A 24045-nucleotide genomic window follows, 5' to 3' on the forward strand; every position below is an offset into this window, starting at 1 on the left:
GTCACTGCCTCGATGAAAGACCGCCAGCGCATCTCGATCATCCGGATCGGCCCCTCACGCTCTTTCTGTTGTTTTGTTGCACGTGGTTATTGCAGAACCTCTGTACGGTTTTACGCGACACGCTTTAACATGCAAATAAACGAGCCGCCGTTAGACTGATCGCCTCATTCACGTAACGCCGCCGTAAGTCTATGGGGCTGCAGTCTTTATCGCCCTCTTGGCGTGCGTCCCGTTACGCGCTTGAACGCGTGGGCGAAAGCGCTTTGCGACATATAGCCAACGGAAAGTGCGACATCTGAAATGCTGCTTCCGCTCGCCAGTTGTCGCTCTGCCAAGATCATCCGCCATCGTGTCAGATAGTCCATCGGAGCGCGGCCGACGCGCTGTGAGAAGCGAAGCGTGAGAGACGAGCGAGACATGCCGATTTCTTTTGCTAGGGAGTCGATTGTCCATCGGCGGGCCACATCATTATGCATGAGCCTCATCGCCTTTGCTACTCGGGCATCGGCGAGCGCCGCGATCCAACCGATATTCTCATCGGGGTCGGTGGAAATGTAGGAACGGATGGCCTCCACGATGAGGATTTCCGCCAATCTCTCCGCTATCAAGCTTCCCCCAACTCTGTCAGCATCCGATTCCTCTTTGAGAGCGGAGAGGGTCCGCGCGATCGAGTGAGCGCTCGCTGAACGCGGATCGACCCGCAGAAACGTTGGCAGCGCATCGAGGAGGAATGAAGCGTTAACACTGGCAAACCCGCTGCCGCCACCCATCAGCATTGTCTCAATACGATCTCCCAAACGCACCGTGTTGTGGCCGGGAGGAGCATAGAGCGTCATGCCATCGCAAGGTTCAATATTGGGATGGCTTGCCACCGTGTAGGAGGTGTTGCTGAGCAGGATCACATCTCCTTCAATCAGAGGTTCAGGATCACGATCAGCCAAGATGAGCCAGCATTGCCCGGTCAGGACGGCGATGAATTTTAAGCGCAGCCTTCCATCAAACGATAAGGACCAAGTGCCACCTGCCTCTAGACTGGTGCCGCGCACGCTCTGCGTTTCCAAAACCGACAGGACTTCAGAAAAAGGATCTTGCATTTCGATTTTGGCCGATTGCGACAAAGTACAGGCCTATCAAGCATAGATAGACCGTAAGTGCCACTTTATTCTCGCGGTATTGAAACCAGAGGAGAACCTTATGACTATCCAAGGCAAAGTCGTCGCCATTACCGGCGCTGGACGCGGCATAGGACGTGCAACGGCGCTTCATCTTGCTTTATGCGGCGCCCGCGTGGTGATTGGGGCGCGCAATGAGACAGAACTGGTGCAGGTTGCTCAGGAGATCGAAAAAGGTGGGGGTGAAGTGGCCCTGTGCGTCACAGATGTGACGAGGCGGTCTGATCTTCAGTCACTCATCAGTCTCGGTTGCAAGCGTTTCGACAGGGTCGACGTACTCGTCAACAATGCCGGTATTGGCCCGATCTCGCGCTTCGATGCATTGCGCGTGGAGGATTGGGACGCGATGATCGACGTAAATCTCAGAGGTGCTCTCTATGGCATTGCTGCTGCGCTTCCGGTGTTCGCACAGCAAGGAACAGGCCATGTGATCAACGTGGTATCCACCGCAGGCCTGAAGATCGTGCCGACCATGGGCGTTTATGCCGCGACGAAAAACGCACTGCGCACCGCGACCGAAGCGCTAAGGCAAGAGTCCGGCGCTAGACTGAGGGTTACAGAAGTATCTCCTGGGTTCATCGATACGAGCTTCACCGATTCATCGATTACCGATCCGGACGTGAAAGCGATGATCAACCAACAGAAGAAACGGTTGGCGATCTCACCGGATGCTATCGCGCGGGCCATTGCCTTCGCCATCGACCAGCCTGAGGATGTCGAAATCGGCAGTATCGTCGTTCGCCCAACCGCGCAGGATTAAAGCATTTTTCAAGCAAGTGCGTGCAGCGGTTTTTCAAAAAACGACATTCAGCAGAACACCGATCTAAAGTGTGCCGAACGGGCTTGAAAGATCGCGACACGCTTTTGTGTCAGATGAGGCTCTGTCGCGTCGTGACCTACTGTTCGCGAACTTGGTTCTGGTCGGAAATTATTGTGCCCGCATCCGGAACTGTCGGATGCGGGCACAATAGTGTCGGTCTATATCAAGACACGTATTTCCCGCAAAGATCGCCGATGTCTCGATCGGTTTCGATTAGACGGCCTGCCGGAATTCCTCATCCTCTCCGTCCGGTCCTCCCATCGACATGTCAATGGCGAAACCCTTGGCGCGAGCCTGTTGAGCTTGGATGCTGCCGTTTGCAGAAGACTGGCGCGCAGGGACTGCGGGCTTAGCCGTAGGACGTTTCGCTGCGGCTGGCTGACGAACCGCTACTTGTCGAGAGTAGCTATCCGCACGCTCGACCTTGAAGAAGGCAATGCTTGCCTGGAGCTCCTCGGCCTGCGCAGCCAGCTCTTCGGAAGTGGCAGACATTTCCTCGGACGCGCCGGAGTTCTGCTGCGTTACCTTGTCCAGCTGCTGGATCGCTTCGTTGATCTGACTTGCACCGATGTCCTGCTCACGGCAGGCAGCAGAGATTTCCGCGACCAGTTCGGCGGTCTTGCGGATATCAGGAACCAGACGGTTCAGCATCTCGCCTGCGTCGGTTGCGACCTGAACGGTTTCACCGGAGAGGGAGGAGATTTCGGCTGCTGCTGCCTGGCTGCGTTCTGCAAGCTTTCGGACTTCGGAGGCGACGACGGCAAAGCCCTTGCCGTGTTCACCGGCACGAGCGGCTTCGACGGCGGCATTGAGTGCCAGAAGATCGGTCTGACGGGCGATTTCCTGAACGATGGATATCTTTTGCGCAATCGTGCGCATTGCAACGACGGCACGGCCCACAGCTTCGCCACTGGCTTCGGCATCCTTGGACGACTGACGCGCGATCTTCTCGGTCTGTGCAGCGTTATCTGCGTTCTGCTTGATGTTTGCTGCCATCTCTTCCATCGAGGCGGAGGCTTCTTCGGCAGAGGATGCCTGTTCGGTCGCGCCCTGCGACAGCTGCTCGGAAGACGAGGACAGTTCCTGGCTACCCGATGAGACGTTGTCAGCTGCAGCGAGCGCATCGCCCACCACGCCACGCAGACGTTCAACCATAGACTGCAAGGCGATCCCGAGCGTGTCCCGTTCTGACAGAGGCTTTGGTGTCACCGTCAGATCGCCGTTCGAAATTTTGTCCGCGACGCTCGCTGTCTCGCGCAGATTGGTCACCATTTCGAGCATTGCGATGCCAAGCGTGTCCTTTTCCGAAAGAGGCTTCACGTCCTTTGAAAGATCGCCAGCGGCAATCGTGCCAGCAACATCGGCTGTCGCGCGCAGATTACGTGTCATTGTGTTGACCCGATCGACAAGGTCTTTGATCTCGTCGTTGCTACGGATTTGGACATCCCGCTCAAGGTCGCCCACAGCAATCGCTTCTGCCACGGTCATAACCTTGCGTAACCCCGAACTGATACCCATCGCAATCCAAAAGGCAGTGAAGGCGGCGATGAGAATCGCTGCGACAGAGCACGAAATCAGCATAAATCGCGTCTGATCATAGTCGTCTGACGCTACCTGTTTGGACTCCTGCAGTCGTGTCCTATTCATCTGGACACCTTCATCGAGCTTCTTCGTAAGGGCATTCGCGGCGTTACGTCCTTCTCCGGCGGAGTAAGCCTCGGCCGCAGCGGTGTTTCCTTCGTCGAGTAGCGCGCGCACGCGATTGTCGCTGGCGTCGAAGGCTGTGGTGATCGACTGCAAGTCCGCCCAATAGGAACGCGTCTCAGGACTCGCCGTGGCAGCCATCTCATTCAACAGCTCCGTGAGATGCGCTTTGCTTTCATCTCCCACTTTCTTGTGCTGAAGCACTTCGGCAGGCGACTTCGCCAGGATCATGTTTTTTTGCGCCCGGATTGTCACGAGCGACAAGGCATTAATCTGATGCACCTTGTCGAGACGTGGAACAGTGCCTTCAACCACTTCGTTCATCGCGTCCCTGGCGATGCCGAGGCTATAGATGCCGTATCCAGAAGTGCCGGCTAACATAAAAATGAGAAGACCGAAGGTGAGAGCCAGCTTTGCTTTGATGGTGAACCGCATATCAAACGTCCCTGAACGCGAGGTAGTAATTGTCGAGAAGACATCAATGCCAAGCCATTGCTTGGACAGAGGATGATGAAAACTAAAATGGTGAGGATTGGCATAAAGAGTGGGTTATTGATAACCGCTTTGGGGGCGGGTCGTTGTGGGCTCCGCGCTCGTCAACCTGCATCCAGCGGCTAAGGCCAGAGGGACAGGTCAATCGAAGTGGAGTGGGGGTACTTACAAAACAGCCCTGAATGGCCGCTTGATTGGCATGTTGGCAGCATAAGCAACAGGCGCACACGTGTGAGTCTGCCGGCGTCGGTCAGGTTGATTTTCTCATCGCATGAGACTTGGAAACTCCGCATCGACCATTCTTTATGGTCCGCGCTATCGTATCAGACGGCATCTTTAGACGAGACCCGGGCGCATCATGCGGGCGAGAAAGACAACCCCTGAAGAAATTCAAGGGTAGCGCTTGTCTGGCATCAATCTATCGGTCTATGGTAAAAATAACGTTACTACTTTTGGCGGATAACGATCGTTGACATGAGTCTCAGGATCGCTCCTCGAGTTTGGGAGCGATGATTTTTCCGACGAATTCCGTCTTTCAGAGCCCGAAGCTGCTCTCCGGCGTTACGGCGTTTGCGCACCCGTCGTTGCGAGATAGACGGAGTACAGCGATTTGGTCGCCGTGATGAAGAGCCGGTTCTTCTTTGGACCGCCAAATGTCACGTTGGCCACCGTCTGCGGCACCTTGATCTTGCCCAGCAACTTGCCTTCAGGCGAAAAACAATGGACACCGTCACCGGCACTGGTCCAGAGGTTGCCAGCCGTGTCGAGGCGGAAGCCGTCGGGTAGGCCACTGTCAAGATTGCAGAACTCTCGTCCATTTGCCAGCCTTACGCCATCAATCACGTCAAACACTCTGATATGGCGCGGGCGCGAAACGTCGTGACTATAGGAGCTGTCGGCGACATAGAGCTTCGTTTCGTCAGGGGAGAATGCCAGGCCATTCGGCTGCATGAAGTCGTCGACGGCGATCTCGACCTGTCCGGACGTGGGATCAATCCGGTAGACATTCCGGGTCTTCTGCTCAGGTTCAGACTTGTAGCCCTCGTAATCGGAGAGAATTCCGTAGGTGGGATCGGTAAACCAGATGCTGCCATCGGATTTGACCACCACATCATTGGGTGAGTTCAATCGCTTGCCGTTATAGCTGTCGGCCAGCACTGTAATCGAGCCGTCGACTTCGGTTCTGGTCACGCGGCGACCCCCGTGTTCGCAGGAGATTAGCCGGCCCTGGCGGTCGCGAGTGTTGCCATTGGCGAAATTGGAGGGCTGGCGAAAAACGGAAATTCCGCCGTCCGGCACCCAGCGAAGAATGCGCTGGTTGGGGATGTCGCTGAACAGCAGGCAATTGAGATCCGCAAACCAGACTGGGCCTTCGCTCCAGCGGCAGCCGGAATAGAGTTCTTCAAGTTCGGCGTTGCCGACGATCAGGTGACGGAAGCGTTCGTCGCGAATGTCATAAACGGAGCTTTGATCTTTGGTCATGAGCGTCAATCGGCCTGAGAGGTGTTGGTTTCGTTCAGCGCGTGGCCTTTGGGCCGCTCGCCAGGAAAATCACGGAGATGATAATGAGGCCAGTGAGGATCAGTCGCGCACCGGCACCGAAGCCATAGGTGTTCAGCATCGACACCACGAGAAACATGAAGAGCGATGCGCCCCAGATTCCCGGCACGTTGGAGTCACCTCCAGCAACTGCCGTGCCGCCGATGACGACGACGGCGATCGACATCAAAAGATACTCCGACCCCATATTAAGAGCCGCACCGCCCGAAAAGCTCGCCAGAAGGTATCCGGCGATCGCTGCCAGAACGGAACAGAAGATGTAGGTTATGCAGCGCGCGCCATCGACGGGAATGCCGGTCATGCGGGCAGCGAAAGTGCTCTGGCCGATGGCCGATATCCAGCGTCCGTAGAACGACCTGTCGAGCAGTACCCATGCGACGACCGAAAGGAGAAGCGCAACGAGCGCGACATTCGGTATGCCGAACGAGCTTGATATCGCGAAATTCGCCAGCGTTTCGGGCGGCTTGATTCGCAGCCCGCGATTGGACCAGATCGCGATCGATTGGACGATGAAGCTCATGGACAGCGTCGCGATGATTGGCGGGATGCGCAGGAGTTTGATCAATGTGTAGTTACCGATGCCTATCGCGATTCCGATCAGGACGGCCACCAGCAGACCCGGCAGGACGAGACTGTCGGAGACATCCATGAACTTCAGCGCAAGCGTGCCGGATAGCGTCATCGTGGCCGGGACGCAAAGATCGATATTGCCGGGACCGAGCGTGATGACAAACATCTGTCCAATGCCGACGATGACCGAAAAAGCGGCGAAGGTAAGAGCGGCGTGTGACAGCCCGAACGAGCTTGCGCCGCCAGTGAACATCACAGTGATGATCCAAACCGCAACGGTTGCGGCGAAGGACCAGATCCAAGGTCTTTTGGCTAAGGCAGCGAGGCGGCTCATTGGATTTTCTCCCGCTTTTCAAGACGGTTGAGCAAAAGACGCAAGGCGAGCACGATGATGAGGATCGCGCCCTGCGCACCGATCTGCCAGTCCGGCGAAATACGCATGAAGGACAGGAATGAGCCCGCAAGTGTCAGCGTCAAGGCACCGATCACCGCGCCGATGGGAGACACACGCCCGCCGACGAATTCGCCGCCGCCAAGAATGACGCCTGCAATCGATAGAAGCGTGTAGCGAAGCGCGATATTGGCATCGGCCGAGGTTGTCAGCCCGACGAGCGCAATGCCTGACAGCACGGCAAAGAAACCCGCCAGGGCAAAGGTTGCGGCACGAATGCCGACCACCGACCAGCCGGACCGCTCGACGGAGCGCAGATTGCCGCCAACGCCGCGCATCAGCACACCGAAGGAGGATCGCATGACGATGTAATGGGCGACGACCGCAATCACTATGCTGGCGATGATGGCGATCGGGACGAAGGGAGGCTTGGCGGTCATCAAGGCGCGCACGAAGGCAGGCGCCTGTCCGCCGGGGGAGGGCAGGATCAGAACCGCAAGGCCGCCCCAGACAAAGCTCATTCCAAGTGTCACGACGATGGAGGGGAGGGCGCGCAGATGAATGATTGCCCCGAGCACGGCGTAGACGGCAATCGCCGCGGCAAAGATTGCGACGCCGATGATCGGGGAATCCTGAAGAAACGTTGCGGTCACGCAGGCACAAAAACTGACGAAGGTGCCCATCGACAGGTCGAGATCGTTGACGGACATGATCAGCATCTGCGCAATGGTTGCCAGCGCGATCGGTACCGCCAGATTGAACAACAGGTTCATGCCTGTATAGCTCATGGCTCGCGGCTGCATGTAGAAGACGGCTATCAGCAGGAAGGCGAGCGACGCGGCGGGAATGACGAGGCGAAGTGTGTTGGCGGAAATCTTCATGCGTGCGCCTCGCCTGAGAAGGATGCGGCCAGGACATTCTGTTCGGTAATCTCTTCGCCGACCAGCTCTGCCTGGATGGCGCCATCGCGGAAGACATAGACACGGTCGCACAAGCGAATTTCGTCCATTTCCGTCGAATACCAAATAAAGGTTCGGCCGTGTGCCGCTTCGGTTCTCAAGATGTCGTAAACCTCCTGTTTGGTGCCGATATCGACGCCGCGCATCGGATCGTCCATCAGCACGGTGCTGGCGGTCGTCGCCAATGCGCGGGCAAAGAGTACCTTCTGCTGGTTGCCGCCGGACAGGGAGAGGATCTTGTTGCCCATGTCGGGTGTGCGGATTTCAATCCGTTTCTTCCAATTGGCACCGAGTTCGCTTTCCTTGGATCTATCGACCAGTCCGGCAGATGAGATATCCCGAAGCGATGCGATCGAAAGGTTCTTGAGGATGCTCCAGAGCGAGAAGGTGCCGTTCAGGCTTCTGTCTCCCGCCACGAAGGCCAGGTCTGCCTTGCGACTTGGTAGCCAGCTACTGTTTTTCGCCAGATAAAGATCAAGCAGTGCTTCCGTCTGGCCGTGACCGCCAAGACCGGCAAGGCCGATGATTTCTCCGCGGTAGGCCTCGAATGCGATCTCTGAGCCGCGGCGCGGCGCCATGGAGAGAACTTTTTCACTGGACCGAGCGCGGGCACTCCTGTGCGTATCCTGATCCTTCACGACGCTGCCCATGGCTTCGACCAGCGTCCGCGTGGTAAAGTCGCTTGCCGCGCGGTTTGCCACGACGCGTCCATCCTTCATGACCACGATGCGGGTCGCGGTCGAGAGGATCTCGCCGAGAATATGGGAGATCAGCAAGACCGAGCCGCCCTCGCGCACGAAACGGCGTACATAAGCCATGAGTTGTTCGGCAAGACCCGCGTCGAGCGAGGAGGTCGGTTCATCGAGAATGACGAGCCGAGGCGCTTCCGGCGTGCGGCAAAAATTGATGGCGATTTCGACCATCTGGCGTTCGGCGATGGAGAGTTCTGAAATCGTCGCTTCGCAATCGATGCCGTGGCCCGGAAAGATATCGTCGATGGTCTTCTGAATGGCTGACAAAGCACGACCGCGCCAATTGTGGCCCTTCATCGTGGGATGCATGATTCGCACGTTCTCGACGATTGTGAGATTAGGGCAGAGCGACAATTCTTGGAAAACGCAACGTACGCCACCGGCCCGCGCTGCCGCAATGCCCTGGCGACCGGGCGCACCGCCATAGGAAATCGTGCCGTCATGCGGGGATAGACCACCATTGATCACATTGACGATGGTGGATTTACCCGCGCCGTTATGGCCGACAAGGCCCAGACATTCCCCTGCGCGGATGATGAGATCGGCACCGTCAAGCGCCTTTACAGCGCCGAAGACGACCTTGACGCCGCGTGCGGCGACGACTTCTTCCGTCTCGATGATGTCATTCATGAGCAAAACGCCAACGATCTGAAAATGATGGAAATAAGAGATGGCCGCTGCGGCGACCAAGTCGACCGCAGCGGATGGGAGGTGAGGCCGGCCTTACTTGGCGGCAATCACCTTCTGCGCATCAGCCTGGGAGTAATCCACATTGGCAACGCCACCCTTCTGGGTGCTTTTCAGGTTCTCTTCGAGATTATCCTGATCGATGCGAAGGAAGGGAACGGTCAAGTCCTTCTTCACATCCTTGCCGTCGAGAATCTGCTGGGCCACCCAGAAGGCGAGTGTCGATACGCCGGGCGCAATCGAAACCGACATGGTCTTGTAGCCGCTGGCATCCTTCTGCTGCTTCCACCACTGCAACTCATCTTCACGGTTGCCCATGATGATGGTCGGGGTCGGACGCTTAGCGGCGGCAAACGCCTGAGCCGCACCGTAACCGTCACCGCCCTGCGTTACGACAGCGGCGATTTCCGGGAGGCTTGGCAAAATACCCGCGACGGCGCGCTGTGCGACGTCCTGCGCCCAATCACCATTGACGGAACCGACGATCTTGAATTGTGGGTTCTTGGCAACGCCTGCTGCGATGCCTGCATGGATTTCGTCATCGACGGACACACCGGCGAGACCGCGGATTTCGAGAAGGTTGCCGCCCTTCGGCATGGCCTTTGCCAGATAGTCGATCTGGCTCTCACCCATGGCCTTGAAATCCACGGCGATGCGCCAGGCGCAAGGCTCGGTCACGATGCCATCGAAAGACACGACGATGATGCCGGCATCACAGGCTTCCTTGATCGCGCCGTTTAGTGCAGTCGGAGAAGCGGCGTTGATGACGATCGCATCATAACCCTGGAGGATGAGGTTCTGGATTTGCGCTGCCTGTTCCGTTGCCTGGTTTTCGGCAGTAGTGAAGGCGTCGGCTGCAGCGACCTGCTTGTCGGCAACGGCCTGCTTGGTGATCTTGTCCCAGCTCGTCAGCATCGCCTGACGCCAGGAGTTGCCGGCATAATTGTTGGAGAGCGCGATTTTCTTCGCCGAGGTATCGGCGTGAGCGGTGATTGGCATCGCGGCGCATAGGACAGCCGCCGACGCGAGAAGCATCTTTCTAAAAGCCATTGATTTTCCTCCCTGTGGCTTGCTCTTTCGGAGCCTGGAATATGTTTCGCCGCAAACCTTCCCCACGGCGGAAACGCAATTCCGTTGCACTGGAGCTCCTTTCCCCAGTAAGAACCAAAATGACCAAGAAGAGCCGGCTTGTACAGGCGCATCACGGCAATCTTCGTGCGGATCAACGCACAAAGCTTGCGGGTTCCCGCAAGACGAACGGCTCGGCTGGGCGCAGAATGGACCGTCGCAGGCTACCGACGTCTCGTCGCCTGCAACGGGAGATGCTTGGGAGGGCGTCGGCACATGCTGGATACACCAAAAAGCGCGCTGTTTCACCATTACATGGGCATCTCGCGGCTCTTGGCGGGGCAACTCGAGTTCAACGCCATCATCCAGGCGGTGGCGACCGAGATCAGCCACATCATTCCGCATGACCATATGGATGTCTGCATCAAGCAACTGGATGACAAATATCACATCGCCTACGAAAGCGGTCTTGCCAGCGCCTGGAGCCGTCAGCCGCCGGCGCTTCTGACCGGTAGCCCCATTCGCGCCGTCCTTTCAGGCAATGTCGATTATCTCTTGAGCGGTGACGCCTGCGCCGATCCACGCTTCCATTTCGAGGGCGCTTTTTCCAGCCCGATCCATGAGCTTGATCTGCATAGCCGTCTGCACGTGCCAATGAAGGTGCATGGCGATATTATCGGCGCGCTCAGCTGTTCGTCGCATCAGTCCAACGCCTATACGATGGACGATGTGGCGAATGCCCGCGCTGTCGCCGACCTTCTGGCTCCCTATTTCTATGCGATCCGCGCAGCGGAGCAGGCAAAGCGTTCCGCCATCGAAGAGGCACGGGCCAACGCCCGTGAGGAAGGCTTGCGTCTTGGGGCGCTCCAACTCACAGAGGCGTTGGAAGCCGAGCGTCAGCGGATCGGCATGGATCTACACGACCAGACCTTGGCGGATCTGACACGGCTGGTGCGACGGATCGAGCGCATGAGCCACGCGACGGAAGTGTCAGGAGAAATGCTGGAGCCGGTGATGCGAAGCCTGCAACAATGCATGCAGGATCTGCGCGGCATCATCGAAGAGGCCAAGCCCTCCATCCTGCAGCTCTTCGGCCTTGTGCAGGCGATTGAAACCTATCTCGACCGGTCGGTGCGCGATAGCGGCCTGCCGATCGATTGGTCCGTCTCCGATATGACCAACGGGCTTGTCGAGAAACTGGATAATTCGGTCGCGGTGTCGCTTTTGCGTATCGTGCAGGAAGCGGTCAACAATGCCATTCGCCATGCCCAGCCTTCGATGATCGACGTCGTGCTGTCAGAGGCCCAGGGTGCATTGCTGGTCAAGGTGTCAGACGATGGCTGTGGTTGTGGTGAAAAGACGACCGGCGGCGGCCTTGGCATCGGCAACATGAAGACACGCGCGCGCCTAATCTCGGCTCGCTTTCATCTCGGCCCCAACCCGCGGGGCAAAGGCACCTGCATCACTCTGACGCTGCCTGCCGCGATCACCGACAAGCCCGAGGAGGCATGACATGGATGTTTTGATCATCGAGGACGATGTTCTGCATCGCGCCTATCTCAATGAAGCGGTGAGGGCGGCGTTGCCGGAATGCGGCACCGTGCTGGAGGCCGAAAATGGTCGCGCGGGTGAAAAGCTCGCACGAGAGAATCGTGCCGCTCATATCGTCATGGACCTGCAAATGAACGAGCGGAACGGCATCGAAGCCGCCCGCACCATCTGGAAAGAAAGGCCGGATACCCGAATTCTCTTCTGGTCCAACTACTCAGACGAGGCCTATGTGCGCGGCGTGTCCCGCATCGTGCCGGAAGGGGCTGCCTATGGCTACGTGCTGAAATCCGCCTCGGATGATCGCCTACGACTGGCGCTGCGTAGCATTTTCATTGAAGCACAATGCGTGATTGACCGCGAAGTGCGTGGCCTGCAGGAAAAGAGCCTTGGCAAAGCCCATGGCTTCTCCGACACGGAGTACGAAATTCTGATCGACATGGCGCTGGGTCTGACTGACAAGGCCATCGCAAAACGCCGAAATCTCTCGCTGCGCAGCGTGCAGAACAGGCTTCAGAGCCTCTATGAGAAGCTGAACGTCCATCAATCGACGGGCGAGGACGACGCGGAAGGACGATACAACCTGCGCACCCGCGCCATCACCATCGCCTATCTGCGCAAGCTTTTGAATTACAGTGCGCTGGAAAGAGCCGAGCGCGAACTGGCGGAATGGCACGGCGGAAAATGAAACAGGCCCGGTTTCAATCCGGGCCTGTTGTGTCGATAGCGATTAGTTCATCTGGCTGACAAAGCGGGTTTCGAGATAGGCCTCGACCGCTTCCGAACCGCCTTCCGTGCCGTAGCCGGAATCCTTGACGCCGCCGAAGGGCACCTCCGGGATCGCAAGACCGTTATGGTTGATCGTCAACATGCCGGCCTCGACGCGCTGGCCAAGCGCGTGCGCCGTCTTCACCGAACCGGTAAACGCGTAGGATGCCAGGCCGAAGGGCAGGCGGTTTGCCTCTTCGATGGCGTCTTCCATGGTGGAAAAGCGATTGACGATGGCCACCGGTCCAAAGGGCTCTTCGTTCATGATCTTGGCGCTGGTCGGCACGTCGGTCAGAACGGTGGGCTCGAAGAAGTTGCCCTTGTTGCCGATGCGCTTGCCACCAGTCTTCAAGGTGGCGCCATGGGAAACGGCGTCCTGGATAAGGGCTTCCATCGCAGGAATGCGGCGTTCATTGGCCAAAGGTCCCATGCCGGTGTCTGCATCAAGACCGTTGCCGATCTTCAGGCCTTCGGCATATTTCACAATGCCGTCGATGAATTCATCGGCGACACTGTCCTGAATGAGAAAGCGCGTCGGCGCGACACAGACCTGACCGGCGTTGCGGAACTTGGCGGCAGCGGAAACTTCGATTGCTTTGTCGAGATCGGCATCGCCGAAAACCAGGACCGGTGCATGACCGCCGAGCTCCATCGTTGCGCGCTTCATGTGCTTGCCAGCAAGTGCGGCGAGATGCTTGCCGACGGGAGTAGAGCCGGTGAACGAGATTTTACGGATGACTGGATGCGGAATGAGATATTCCGAGATCTCGGCCGGGACGCCATAGACGAGGTTGACGACGCCAGCTGGAATGCCCGCATCGGCAAACGCGCGAATAAGCTCTGCCGGCGATGCTGGTGTCTCTTCCGGTGCCTTTACGATGATCGAACAGCCGGTTGCGACTGCAGCCGAAAGCTTGCGCACCACTTGGTTGATCGGGAAATTCCAGGGCGTGAAAGCCGCGACCGGGCCAACCGGGAACTTGATGGCCAGATTGGAGACGCCGCCGAAGCGAGCCGGAATGACTTGGCCATATGTGCGGCGCGCCTCTTCGGCGAACCAGTCGATGGTGTCGGCAGCATTATTGATTTCGCCTTTGGACTGGGCGATCGGTTTGCCCTGTTCGCGGGTCATCAGCCAGGCGATGTAATCGATGCGCTCGCGCAGAAGATCGGCGGCCTTGCGCATGATTTTGGAACGCTCAAAGGCGGATGTTTCGCGCCAGACCTTAAAGCCCTTGTCGGCGGCGGAAAGTGCAAGATCCAGATCTTCCTTCTCCGCATGTGCAAGCGAGCCAATGATTTCATCGGTCGCCGGGTCGGAGACGGCAATGGTGTTGCCGGAGAGCGCGTCGCGCCACTCGCCATTGATGAAGAGTTTAACGTCGGGATAGCTATGCATGTAAAGACCTTCGCGTTTTTTTACCGACCGGCAGGACACCGGTGCATTTCGTTCAAGCAGCAAGTCGATTGCAGCATGAAGCGGAACGGGATGTCTTCGGTGAAACCAAAGACGGCGGTGAGCTTCTTATATTATTTCTCCGGTCGCATGTTTCAACCAGCAATATCTAAAAGTATGACTTATTTCGCAATGCAAAAGACCCGGCCAGTGGCCGGGTCCGGATGTTTCTTGATGTGGCTTAGAAGAATGCCTGAATCCCGGTCTGGGCCCGCCCAAGGATCAGCGCATGAACATCATGCGTGCCCTCGTAGGTGTTGACCGTCTCCAGGTTCTGGGCGTGGCGCATCACGTGATATTCGATCTGGATGCCGTTGCCGCCATGCATATCCCGCGCCTGGCGCGCAATCTCCAGTGCCTTGCCGCAATTGTTGCGCTTGATGATCGAAATCATTTCCGGCGCCATGCGGTGCTCGTCGAACAGACGACCAACACGCAGCGATGCCTGGAGGCCAAGCGCGATTTCAGTCTGCATGTCGGCGAGCTTCTTTTGATAGAGCTGCATGCCGGCGAGAGGCTTGCCAAATTGTTTGCGATCGAGACCATATTGCAGCGCACGGAACCAGCAATCTTCCGCCGCACCCATGACACCCCAGGAGATGCCGTAACGCGCCCGATTGAGGCAGCCAAACGGGCCCTTGAGCCCGGAGACGTTTGGCAGCAGCGCGTCTTCGCCCACTTCCACGCCATCCATGACGATCTCGCCAGTAATCGAAGCGCGCAGCGACAACTTCCCGCCGATCTTCGGTGCCGAGAGGCCTTTCATGCCCTTCTCCAAAACGAAGCCGCGAATTTCGTTGTTGTGCGCTTCCGACTTCGCCCAGACGACGAAGACATCGGCGATCGGCGCATTGGAAATCCACATTTTGGAGCCGCGAAGGCGGTATCCGCCTTCGATCTTTTCAGCGCGCGTCTTCATGCCGCCCGGATCGGAACCGGCATCGGGTTCTGTCAGGCCAAAGCAACCGATCAGTTCGCCGGAAACGAGCCCCGGCAGATACTTATCCTTTTGCTCTTCCGAGCCATAGGCAAAGATCGGGTAAATAACGAGCGAGGACTGGACGCTCATCATCGAGCGATAGCCGCTATCAATGCGCTCAACTTCACGTGCCACGAGACCGTAGGCGACATAGCTGGCATCGGCTGCGCCGTATTTTTCCGGCAGCGTAACGCCAAGAAGGCCCGCCTGACCCATCAGGCGGAACAGTTCCGGTTCGGACGTTTCGGAGAGATAGGCTTCCTGGACGCGGGGGAGAAGCTCAGCTTTGGCGAAGGAGGCGGCAGAATCGCGGATCATCCGCTCGTCGTCGTTCAGTTGATCCTCAAGCAGAAACGGATCCTGCCAGTTGAATGATGCGCGGTCGCTCACGATGAAATCTCCACTTTTGTTGCCGCGATTATTGGCAATCCATCATTGCTGGGCAAGCCATGTTTACTCATTCAGCTATTACCGATAGGAATGCACCATGACCTCACTCAGCCGTAAATTGCTGCCGTCCACCAGCGCGCTCGCTGCCTTCGATTCCGTCGCGCGGCTGGGCAGTTTTTCGCTGGCGGCAGACGAGCTTTCTCTGACGCAAGGCGCGATCAGCAGGCAGGTCATGTCACTTGAAGAGCAGCTTGGGGTGAAGCTGTTCGAGCGTGGGGCGCGGGGCGTTTCGCTAACGCGGGAGGGAGAGACTTACGCGAAAGCCATCGGTATCGCCCTTGGCGATATTCGCTCCGCCTCGCTGCAGGTCATGACCAAAACGCATGCCAATGCGCTGAACCTTGCCATGCTGCCAACCTTCGGCACACGCTGGCTGTTGCCGCGCATCCCGAAATTCGTTGCGGCCCACCCGGAAATCACCCTGAATTTTGCCACGCGCATCGGGCAGTTCGATTTCGAGAAGGAAGGTCTCGATATGGCCATTCACATCGGCCAGCCGGATTGGCCTGCGGCAGAAAGTGTTTTTCTCATGAACGAGATGGTGGCGCCAGTCTGTAGCTCGGCATTTTTGACGAGCCATCCAATCAGAAATGGCGAAGATATCGTCGGGCTCCCTTTACTACACATGGCCTCCAGGCCGGGCGCATGGGACCACTGGTTCAAGAGCGCCGGCATTGTTGCGCATCAGGCGCCGGCCATGCGCTTCGAGCAATTCTCCAGTGTCGCCCAAGCTTGCATTGCGGGCCTCGGCATTGCCTTGATGCCGCTTTTTCTCATCGAAAGCGAGCTGAAATCGGGACAACTGGTTCAGGCCTTCGATCATCCGATCAAAAGCCCGAGCTCTTATTATGCGGTCGCTCCACTCTCTCGCATCAATCATGGCCCCGTGGTGCTGTTCCGGCGCTGGCTGCTTGGTGAAAGTGAAATCTTTCGCGAGCAAAATACGCACTAGTTCGCGCTCAGTTTGTATAGTTTTGAGAATCCCACTCGGGCTGTGGCGATAATTTCATCTTGCACCAATTTTAAGCTTGCGAAGACCCGGAATATGGTCCTAGATCGCGTGCGACGACAATCTGCTGAATTGCGGCACAGCGTTTTGTCTTCTTGCGTCATGACCACTCAATCCATCTATAAGACTTTGTTTTAAAACGATAAAGTTCTGCTTCAATCCTGGAATAACTTGAAATGCAATTGGTTTTCGACGGTCATAATGATGTGCTTTTGCGCTTGTGGCACAATGACAAGAAGGGACAGGACCCAGTCCAGGAATTCATCGGCGGAACCTCGCAAGGCCACATCGATGCGCGGCGTGCCAAGGCCGGTGGACTGGCCGGTGGTTTTTGCGCCATTTATATCCCCTCTGGCGATTTGATTTTGCAGGAGCCGGACGCAAATGGCCACTATGTCACGCCCTTGGCGGCCCCCCTTCAGCGCCAGCCCTCACTCGATATTGCCATGGAAAAAATGGCCATCGCATATCGCCTGGAGCGTGCGGGAGGCTGGAAAATCTGCCGCTCCACGGCCGATATCCGCAAGGCGATATACGACAACATCTTTGCCGCAGTCCTTCATATGGAAGGCTGTGAGGCGATCGATGAAGATCTCGACGCGCTTGAAGTATTCTACGCTGCTGGTCTGCGCTCGCTCGGGCCCGTCTGGAGCCGCCACAATGCCTTCGGCCATGGCGTTCCCTTCGCCTATCCGATGTCGCCGGATACCGCACCGGGCCTGACCGATGCCGGTTTCGAACTGGTCAAGCGCTGCAACGAACTCGGCATTTTGATCGACCTCGCGCACATCACTGAGAAGGGCTTCTGGGATGTGGCAAAGACAAGCGATCAGCCGCTGATCGCCAGTCATTCCAATGCTCACGCACTGACGGGTGTGGCGCGTAACCTGACCGACAGACAGATGGACGCGATAAAGGAAAGCCGCGGGCTTGCTGGCCTGAATTACGCCGTAACCATGCTTCGCCCCGACGCGCGCGACGATGCCGACACACCGCTCTCCGATATGGTCCGCCACATCGATTACATGGTGGAGCGCATGGGCATCGATTGCGTCGCGCTTGGCTCCGACTTCGATGGCGCAACAGTACCGGCGGAAATCGCCGATGCTGCAGGCAATCAGAATCTGGTTGCTGCGCTCAAAGCTGCTGGCTACTCTGAAGAAGAACTTGCTAAAATGTGCCGGGAAAACTGGCTACGCGTACTGGCTCAAGCCTGGCATGAGCCGACCTGAACAAGAGTGATATGAAACCTATAAAGGGGAGAACAATGACGAAGTCGCTCAACAAAATGGCCCGCATTCTGGCAACCAGCGCCGCGCTGTCGCTTATTGCGCTGTCCGCGCCCCAGGCTTTTGCCGCCACACCGGCTGATACGCTGGTGGAAGGCTTCGCCATCGATGACATCATCACGCTCGATCCGGGTGAGGCATTCGAGCTGTCGGCCGCGGAAGTCACCGGCAACACCTATTCCAAGCTGGTTTCCATCGACCTCAACGACACCTCCAAGGTTATCGGCGATCTGGCCGAGAGCTGGACGACGTCGGAAGACGGCATGACCTATACCTTCAAGCTGAAGCCCGGCCTCAAATTCGCCTCCGGCAATCCGGTCACGGCAGACGATGTGGCGTTCTCCTTCGAGCGCGCCATCAAGCTCGACAAGTCCCCTGCCTTCCTGCTCACGCAGTTCGGCCTGAAGGGCGACAACGTCACGGAGAAGGCCAAGGCCACGGCACCTGATACTTTCACGCTGACAGTCGATAAGCCCTATGCGCCAAGCTTCGTCCTGAACGTTCTGACCGCGACTGTTGCCTCGGTCGTCGACAAGAAGCTTGTCATGGAAAAGGCCAAGGCGATGACGCCGACCGCTGATTACAAATACGACACCGATTTTGGCAATGAATTCCTGAAGACCGGCTATGCGGGCTCCGGCCCGTACAAGATCCTTGGCTGGAAGGCCAATGAAGCCGTCATCATGGAAGCCAACCCAAATTATTATGGTGAAAAGCCGAAGCTTAAGCGCGTCGTGTATCGCCACATGAAGGAAAGCTCCGGTCAGCGACTGGCGCTTGAAAACGGCGATATTGACGTGGCGCGTAACCTTGAGCCCGGCGATATGGAGGCCGTTTCCAAAAAGGAAGGTCTCTCCATCACTTCCGCACCCAAAGGCACAGTCTATTACTTCAGCCTCAATCAGAAGAATGAGAACCTGAAGAAGCCTGAAGTCGTGGAAGCTTTCAAATATCTCGTCGATTATGACGCGATTGGCGCGACGCTCATCAAGGGCATCGGCGAAATCCACCAGACCTTCCTGCCGAAGGGGCAGTTGGGTGCGCTGGATGAGAACCCCTACAAGCTGGATGTTGCCAAGGCGAAGGAATTGCTGGCCAAGGCTGGTCTGAAGGACGGCTTTACAGTCACTATGGACGTGCGCAACACGCAGCCTGTCACCGGCATTGCCGAGAATGTTCAGCAGACGTTGGCACAGGCCGGCATCAAGCTGGAAATCATTCCGGGCGATGGCAAGCAGACGCTGACCAAGTATCGTGCGCGCACGCATGACATCTATATCGGTCAGTGGGGTTCGGACTATTTCGACCCGAACTCGAATGCCGAAACGTTTACCATCAACTACGACAACTCCGACGAAGGCAAGAACAAGACGCTTGCCTGGCGCAATGCCTGGGACGTTCCGGAGCTGACGAAGGAAACGCAGTCGGCGCTTTTGGAAAAAGACAGCGCCAAGCGCGCCAAGATCTATGAGGATCTGCAGAAGAAGGTTCTGGAAACCGGACCTTTCGTCATCGTATTCCAGCAGACCGAGGTGGCCGGTTACTCCAACAAGCTCAAGGGCCTGAAGCTCGGCCCAAGCTTCGATACCAACTATGTCTACACGATCTCCAAGGAATGATCCGGCAGGATTGGTCCATTGAGTATCGTTGAAACCCCCGCAAGCCTGAGGCACGGCAAACGTCGTGCCAACAGGCGCCTCATCGCCGTTCTTGGCTTCGTCGTTACCGTCGTTACCACCTTTTTGGGGCTGCTGGCGGTAACTTTCTTTATCGGCCGCGTCATCCCGATCGACCCGGCGCTGGCAATCGTCGGCGATCGCGCGCCTGCGCATGTGGTGGAGCGCGTTCGAGAAGAGCTCGGTCTTAACCTGCCGCTTTGGCAGCAGTTCTTCATCTACCTGAAGCAAGCTCTGACGGGCAATTTCGGCACGTCGGTGCTGACAACCAATCCGGTGATGGACGACATCAAGCGCGTCTTCCCGGCAACCATTGAGCTTGCCACGCTCGGTACGTTGATCGGTGCTATGTTCGGCGTTCCGCTTGGCGTGCTGGCGGCGGTCAAGCGCGGCAGCATCATTGACCAGATCGTGCGTGTCATTGGGCTTATCGGCTATTCCGTGCCAATCTTCTGGCTCGGCCTTCTGGCGCTTCTCTTGTTTTACGCCAAGTTGAACTGGGTCGCCTATCCGGGTCGTATCGATATTGTCTACGAGTTCACCTTCACGCCTACGACCGGATTTTATCTGTTCGACGCGCTGTGGCAGGGCCAATGGGACGTGTTCTGGGATCTGTTCCGCCACATCATTCTCCCCGCTGGACTGCTCGGTTATTTCTCGCTCGCCTATATCAGCCGCATGACTCGCTCTTTCATGCTCAATGAACTGGCTCAGGAATATATCGTCGCTGCTCGCGCCAAGGGACTGTCAGAAACACGCATCATCTGGTTCCATGCGCTGCGCAATGCCGCGGTACCCCTGCTGACGGTCATCGTGTTGTCCTACGCCGGTCTACTCGAAGGCTCGGTTCTGACAGAAACGATCTTTTCGTGGCCGGGGCTCGGCCTTTACATCACCAATTCCCTGCAGAATGCGGATATGAATGCCGTGCTCGGCGGCACGATCGTGATCGGCGCCGTCTTCATCGGCATCAATCTCCTGTCCGATCTGCTCTACCGGACGCTCGATCCAAGGACGCGCAGCCGATGACGGATACAATGACCATCGTGAAACCCTATAGCCGCGAATGGCTTCTCTCCGACCGCCCGACCTCGCGAAAGCAGGCGCGGCTCGGACGGGCCTACGTCATCTGGCGGCGCTTTTCGGAAAACCGTCTGGCGCTCGCTGGCCTCGGCATCATTCTGGCGCTGATCCTGGTGGCGATCTTCGCAGATGTGCTCGCACCGCATTCCGCAGTCCAGGGGGATTTGCGCAACGCCCGCCTTCTTCCTCCAGGAACCGATGGATATTGGCTTGGCACAGACGATCAGGGGCGCGATATCCTGTCTCGTTTAATCCACGGCTCGCGTCTAACACTCTTCGTCGTCGTGCTGGTGGCAATCATCGCCGCACCGATCGGGCTGATCGTCGGCACCGTCGCAGGCTATGCCGGTGGATGGATCGACGCGGTGCTGATGCGCATCACCGATATCTTCCTAGCTTTCCCGAAGCTCGTTCTTGCGCTTGCGCTTGTCGCGGCTCTCGGTCCCGGCATCGAGAACGCTGTGCTGGCGATCGCCATTACCTCATGGCCGCCTTACGCCCGTATTGCGCGTGCCGAGACCATGACGTTTCGCAATTCCGATTTCATCGCTGCGGTGAAGCTGATGGGGGCATCTCCCTGGCGCATCGTGCTGAAACATGTCATCCCGCTGTGTTTCTCTTCGCTCATCGTGCGCGTGACGCTGGATATGGCAGGTATAATCTTGACTGCCGCCGGTCTCGGCTTCCTCGGCCTCGGCGCTCAGCCCCCGCTTCCCGAATGGGGTGCGATGATTGCATCCGGCCGTCGGTTCATTCTCGACCAGTGGTGGGTTGCCGCGATGCCAGGCGCCGCCATCCTCATCGTCAGCCTTGGCTTTAACCTGTTGGGCGACGGGCTTCGCGATGCGCTCGATCCGAAGGAGGCTGGCCAGTGACTACATCTGCGACGACACCTCTTTTGACGGTCGACAATCTGCGGGTCAGCTTTCCGACCAGAACAGGCCTGGTTGAAGCCGTGCGGGGCGTTTCCTTTTCGCTCGGCAGGGAACGTCTCGGCATCGTCGGCGAATCCGGTTCAGGCAAATCACAGACCGGTCGCGCCATCATGGGGCTGACCCCTGGTCATGCAAAAATTGAAGCCGATGCACTTCGCTTCGGCGATATCGATCTTTTGAGAGCGCCTGCTAAGCAGCGCCGCGCCATTCGCGGCAAGCAGATTGCGATGATCTTGCAGGACCCGAAATATTCGCTGAACCCGGTCATGACTATCGGTCGCCAGATCGTCGAGACGCTGAAGACGCACGAGAGAATCGGCTTTGCCGAGGCGAAGAAGCGCGCGCTCGATATGCTTGAGGCGGTGCAGATCCGTGATCCCGAACGCGTCTTTGGCCTCTATCCGCACGAAGTGTCCGGCGGCATGGGGCAGCGCGTCATGATTGCCATGATGCTCGTCTGCGGGCCTGAGCTTCTGATCGCGGACGAGCCGACATCGGCGCTCGACGTGACGGTGCAGCTGGAAGTGCTCGATATTCTCGACAAGCTGGTCCGTGAGCGCGGCATGGGCCTGATTTTCGTCTCACATGATCTCAGGCTCGTCTCATCCTTCTGCGACCGTGTGCTCGTTATGTATGCGGGCCGCGTGGTGGAAGAGCTGCCATCTGCCAATCTGCAGAATGCGCAACACCCCTATACGCAGGGGCTCCTGAACTGTCTGCCGAAGATCGGCGAGCACCGGCATCCGCTGCCGGTCCTTCAACGTCAAGCGGAGTGGCGCCTATGACGGTCGCGCTGTCTGCCAAGGATATCGTCGTGGACTTCGACGGTTATCTAGCGCTCGATCGGGTCAGCATCGAGGTCGCCAAAGGTGAATCCTTTGGGCTCGTTGGCGAATCCGGTTCCGGTAAGTCCACACTCCTGCGCGCCATTGCCGGTCTCAACCATTTTGAGGAAGGTACCCTCACTGTGGACGGACGGACCTATAACAAGAAGTCGCGCGACAAGAGCTTCTACCGCGATGTCCAGATGGTATTCCAGGACCCCTATGGTTCGCTCCATCCGCGCCAGACGGTGGATGCCATTCTGCTGGAGCCGCTCGCCATTCATGGCATGGACGATAAAGAAGTGCGCATCACTCGCGCTCTGGACGAGGTGGGGCTCGGCACCGGCTTCCGGTTCCGCTATTCGCACCAGCTTTCGGGTGGCCAGCGCCAGCGCATCGCGATTGCTCGCGCTCTGATCCTGGAGCCGAAAATCCTCCTTCTCGATGAACCGACGTCTGCGCTCGATGCGTCGATCCAGGCGGAAATTCTCAATCTTCTTGAACAGGCGCGCAAGGACAGAAACCTCACCTTCGTCATGGTCAGCCACGATCTCGGCGTCATCAGCCACATGTGCGACAGGCTGGCGGTGATGAAAAGCGGCAAGATCGTCGAGTCGATGGAGGTGCATCAGCTGGAGACCAGAGAGTTTTCCGCCGATTATACCCGTCAGCTGATGGTGGCGAGCGAAGGTTTCCGGCGAGATTGAGACCGGCTCACGCCTGGAGTATGACCGCAACAGCGGAGGACGCTGGTTAAGTCTGTCCAGCAGCCTTGATCGAACACTGGGGATGATCGCTCCATGCAATTGCGCGCATTGATGTATTTCGATGAACTGGTCCGCACCAATTCCATGCGCGCGGCGGCCGAGAACCTGAATGTTGCACCCACCGCGGTCAGCCGTCAGATCGAAAATCTCGAATATTATTTTGGCACACCGCTGGTCGAGCGCTCCAGCCGTGGGGTGAAGCTGACAGCGGCAGGCGAACTCCTTGCCGCACGCGCCGGAAAGACGCTGCGGGAACTGGACCATGTCAACCAGCTGATCGATGACCTGAAAGGGCTGCAACGCGGCCGCGTCACGATCTATGCCAATGGTGCGACCGTCGCCAATCTGCTGGCCCCCGTCCTTGCACAGTTCAGCCTGAAATATCCAAAGCTGCGTTTTGAGGTCAATATCACCAGCGCGCGCCAAGCCATAGAGGCGTTGGGAACGGCGGAAGCCGACCTCGTCGTCAGCCTCTTTGCGCCGAAGCTTTCCGGCGTTAAGGTGCGCTCACGCAGGCGCATCAGCTATGATGCGATCTTCCCGGCGGGGCATGCGCTTGCCGGCCAGCCCGAAGTGACGTTGAAGGAACTTGCCGGGCTTCCGCTTGCTTTGCCGGACAAAACCTTTGCCGCACGACAGGCGTTTGACGCCCTCTTTGCGGAGGCCGGGATCGAACTCGATCCGGTCTTTATCACCAGCTCGCTGGAAATGCTAAAGGAACTGGTGCAGGGTCACGCTGCGGCGACGCTTTTGCCCGCTCTTTCGGTGGCGCGCGAGTTGCGCAGCGGCCAGATGGTTGCCGTCCCTCTGGCTGCCAAAAAGGGCATCCACACACAGATCGACCTCTGCGTCGCGCCGGACCGGCAACTCTCCTTTGCAGCCTCCAAACTCGCCGACTTCATCGAACGTTTCATGCGTGAGGCAACAACGTCTCCGTAAGGAGCATCGCGATTCTTCAAGTTCGTTCTCGATGCTTTACGTTTTTCCTCTATCGAACTTTGTCCATTCGATCACCGTCTGTCGGTTGATTTTCCTCCCCAAGACCGTGTAGCGTTTTCCGCTACGCGGAGCACACAAAAATGCAGA

At 57.7% G+C, this 24045-nt stretch carries 20 protein-coding genes; 11 read left to right on the forward strand and 9 right to left on the reverse strand.

Annotated features, from left to right (window positions below):
- Positions 1-206: 206 nt before the first annotated feature.
- Entirely contained in the window at positions 207-1094 is an 888-nt protein-coding gene (locus ACQZ5M_RS11485) for a cupin domain-containing protein (RefSeq protein ID WP_449079802.1), read from the reverse strand.
- Between the two features lie 100 nt (positions 1095-1194).
- On the opposite strand from ACQZ5M_RS11485, the gene ACQZ5M_RS11490 reads away from it, so the two are divergent.
- Positions 1195-1932, forward strand: coding sequence for an SDR family oxidoreductase (locus tag ACQZ5M_RS11490; protein ID WP_449079803.1), 738 nt, complete (start codon positions 1195-1197; stop codon positions 1930-1932).
- A gap of 273 nt (positions 1933-2205) precedes the next feature.
- Here the strand turns inward: ACQZ5M_RS11490 and ACQZ5M_RS11495 are convergent, their stop codons facing one another.
- The 6 genes from ACQZ5M_RS11495 to ACQZ5M_RS11520 form a co-directional block, all read right to left on the reverse strand.
- Positions 2206-4131: a methyl-accepting chemotaxis protein gene (locus tag ACQZ5M_RS11495; protein WP_449079804.1), complete on the reverse strand. Its 1926-nt coding sequence runs from the start codon at positions 4129-4131 to the stop codon at positions 2206-2208.
- Positions 4132-4749: 618 nt separating this feature from the next.
- Positions 4750-5670, reverse strand: coding sequence for an SMP-30/gluconolactonase/LRE family protein (locus ACQZ5M_RS11500; protein WP_449079805.1), 921 nt, complete (start codon positions 5668-5670; stop codon positions 4750-4752).
- Positions 5671-5704: 34 nt separating this feature from the next.
- The gene (locus tag ACQZ5M_RS11505; protein WP_296035450.1) at positions 5705-6652 is read right to left on the reverse strand and encodes an ABC transporter permease; all 948 of its coding nucleotides are present in this window, start codon (positions 6650-6652) and stop codon (positions 5705-5707) included.
- On the reverse strand, positions 6649-7590 hold the full coding sequence (locus ACQZ5M_RS11510) for an ABC transporter permease (RefSeq protein WP_296035448.1): 942 nt from the start codon (positions 7588-7590) through the stop codon (positions 6649-6651). Before ACQZ5M_RS11510 ends, ACQZ5M_RS11505 begins: the two co-directional genes overlap by 4 nt.
- Complete coding sequence (locus tag ACQZ5M_RS11515; protein WP_296015484.1) at positions 7587-9050, reverse strand: ATP-binding cassette domain-containing protein; 1464 nt, start codon at positions 9048-9050, stop codon at positions 7587-7589. Before ACQZ5M_RS11515 ends, ACQZ5M_RS11510 begins: the two co-directional genes overlap by 4 nt.
- A 93-nt stretch (positions 9051-9143) precedes the next feature.
- Complete coding sequence (locus tag ACQZ5M_RS11520; protein WP_296015486.1) at positions 9144-10157, reverse strand: ABC transporter substrate-binding protein; 1014 nt, start codon at positions 10155-10157, stop codon at positions 9144-9146.
- A gap of 294 nt (positions 10158-10451) precedes the next feature.
- On the opposite strand from ACQZ5M_RS11520, the gene ACQZ5M_RS11525 reads away from it, so the two are divergent.
- Positions 10452-11687, forward strand: coding sequence for a GAF domain-containing sensor histidine kinase (locus ACQZ5M_RS11525; protein WP_296084093.1), 1236 nt, complete (start codon positions 10452-10454; stop codon positions 11685-11687).
- A 1-nt stretch (position 11688) separates the two neighbouring features.
- A complete protein-coding gene (locus tag ACQZ5M_RS11530; protein WP_296015490.1) occupies positions 11689-12411 on the forward strand; it encodes a response regulator transcription factor in 723 nt (240 codons plus the stop codon).
- 42 nt (positions 12412-12453) lie between these two features.
- Here ACQZ5M_RS11530 and ACQZ5M_RS11535 read toward each other — a convergent pair whose 3' ends face one another.
- Positions 12454-13890, reverse strand: a complete 1437-nt coding sequence (locus ACQZ5M_RS11535) for an NAD-dependent succinate-semialdehyde dehydrogenase (protein ID WP_449079806.1) — start codon at positions 13888-13890, stop codon at positions 12454-12456.
- 238 nt (positions 13891-14128) lie between these two features.
- Positions 14129-15316, reverse strand: a complete 1188-nt coding sequence (locus ACQZ5M_RS11540; RefSeq protein ID WP_296106970.1) for an acyl-CoA dehydrogenase — start codon at positions 15314-15316, stop codon at positions 14129-14131.
- 97 nt (positions 15317-15413) lie between these two features.
- Here ACQZ5M_RS11540 and ACQZ5M_RS11545 point away from each other — a divergent pair, with 97 nt between their 5' ends.
- From ACQZ5M_RS11545 to ACQZ5M_RS11580, 8 genes are all read left to right on the forward strand, one after another.
- Positions 15414-16328 carry a LysR family transcriptional regulator gene (locus ACQZ5M_RS11545; protein ID WP_449079807.1) on the forward strand — a complete coding sequence of 305 codons (915 nt, stop codon included), beginning with the start codon at positions 15414-15416 and terminating at the stop codon, positions 16326-16328.
- Between the two features lie 233 nt (positions 16329-16561).
- Positions 16562-17617 carry a dipeptidase gene (locus tag ACQZ5M_RS11550; protein ID WP_449079808.1) on the forward strand — a complete coding sequence of 352 codons (1056 nt, stop codon included), beginning with the start codon at positions 16562-16564 and terminating at the stop codon, positions 17615-17617.
- 35 nt (positions 17618-17652) lie between these two features.
- Positions 17653-19293 (forward strand): ABC transporter substrate-binding protein, encoded by a 1641-nt coding sequence (locus ACQZ5M_RS11555; protein WP_296035670.1) that lies wholly within the window; start codon positions 17653-17655, stop codon positions 19291-19293.
- Positions 19294-19311: 18 nt separating this feature from the next.
- Positions 19312-20379 (forward strand): ABC transporter permease, encoded by a 1068-nt coding sequence (locus ACQZ5M_RS11560; protein WP_449079809.1) that lies wholly within the window; start codon positions 19312-19314, stop codon positions 20377-20379.
- On the forward strand, positions 20376-21308 hold the full coding sequence (locus tag ACQZ5M_RS11565) for an ABC transporter permease (protein ID WP_449079810.1): 933 nt from the start codon (positions 20376-20378) through the stop codon (positions 21306-21308). Before ACQZ5M_RS11560 ends, ACQZ5M_RS11565 begins: the two co-directional genes overlap by 4 nt.
- The gene (locus tag ACQZ5M_RS11570; protein ID WP_449079811.1) at positions 21305-22153 is read left to right on the forward strand and encodes an ABC transporter ATP-binding protein; all 849 of its coding nucleotides are present in this window, start codon (positions 21305-21307) and stop codon (positions 22151-22153) included. Before ACQZ5M_RS11565 ends, ACQZ5M_RS11570 begins: the two co-directional genes overlap by 4 nt.
- Entirely contained in the window at positions 22150-22899 is a 750-nt protein-coding gene (locus ACQZ5M_RS11575) for an ABC transporter ATP-binding protein (RefSeq protein ID WP_296084073.1), read from the forward strand. Before ACQZ5M_RS11570 ends, ACQZ5M_RS11575 begins: the two co-directional genes overlap by 4 nt.
- Before the next feature lie 93 nt (positions 22900-22992).
- Positions 22993-23898, forward strand: a complete 906-nt coding sequence (locus ACQZ5M_RS11580) for a LysR family transcriptional regulator (protein WP_449079812.1) — start codon at positions 22993-22995, stop codon at positions 23896-23898.
- Positions 23899-24045: the final 147 nt, after the last annotated feature.

This window comes from Rhizobium sp. 22-785-1, from assembly GCF_053521965.1.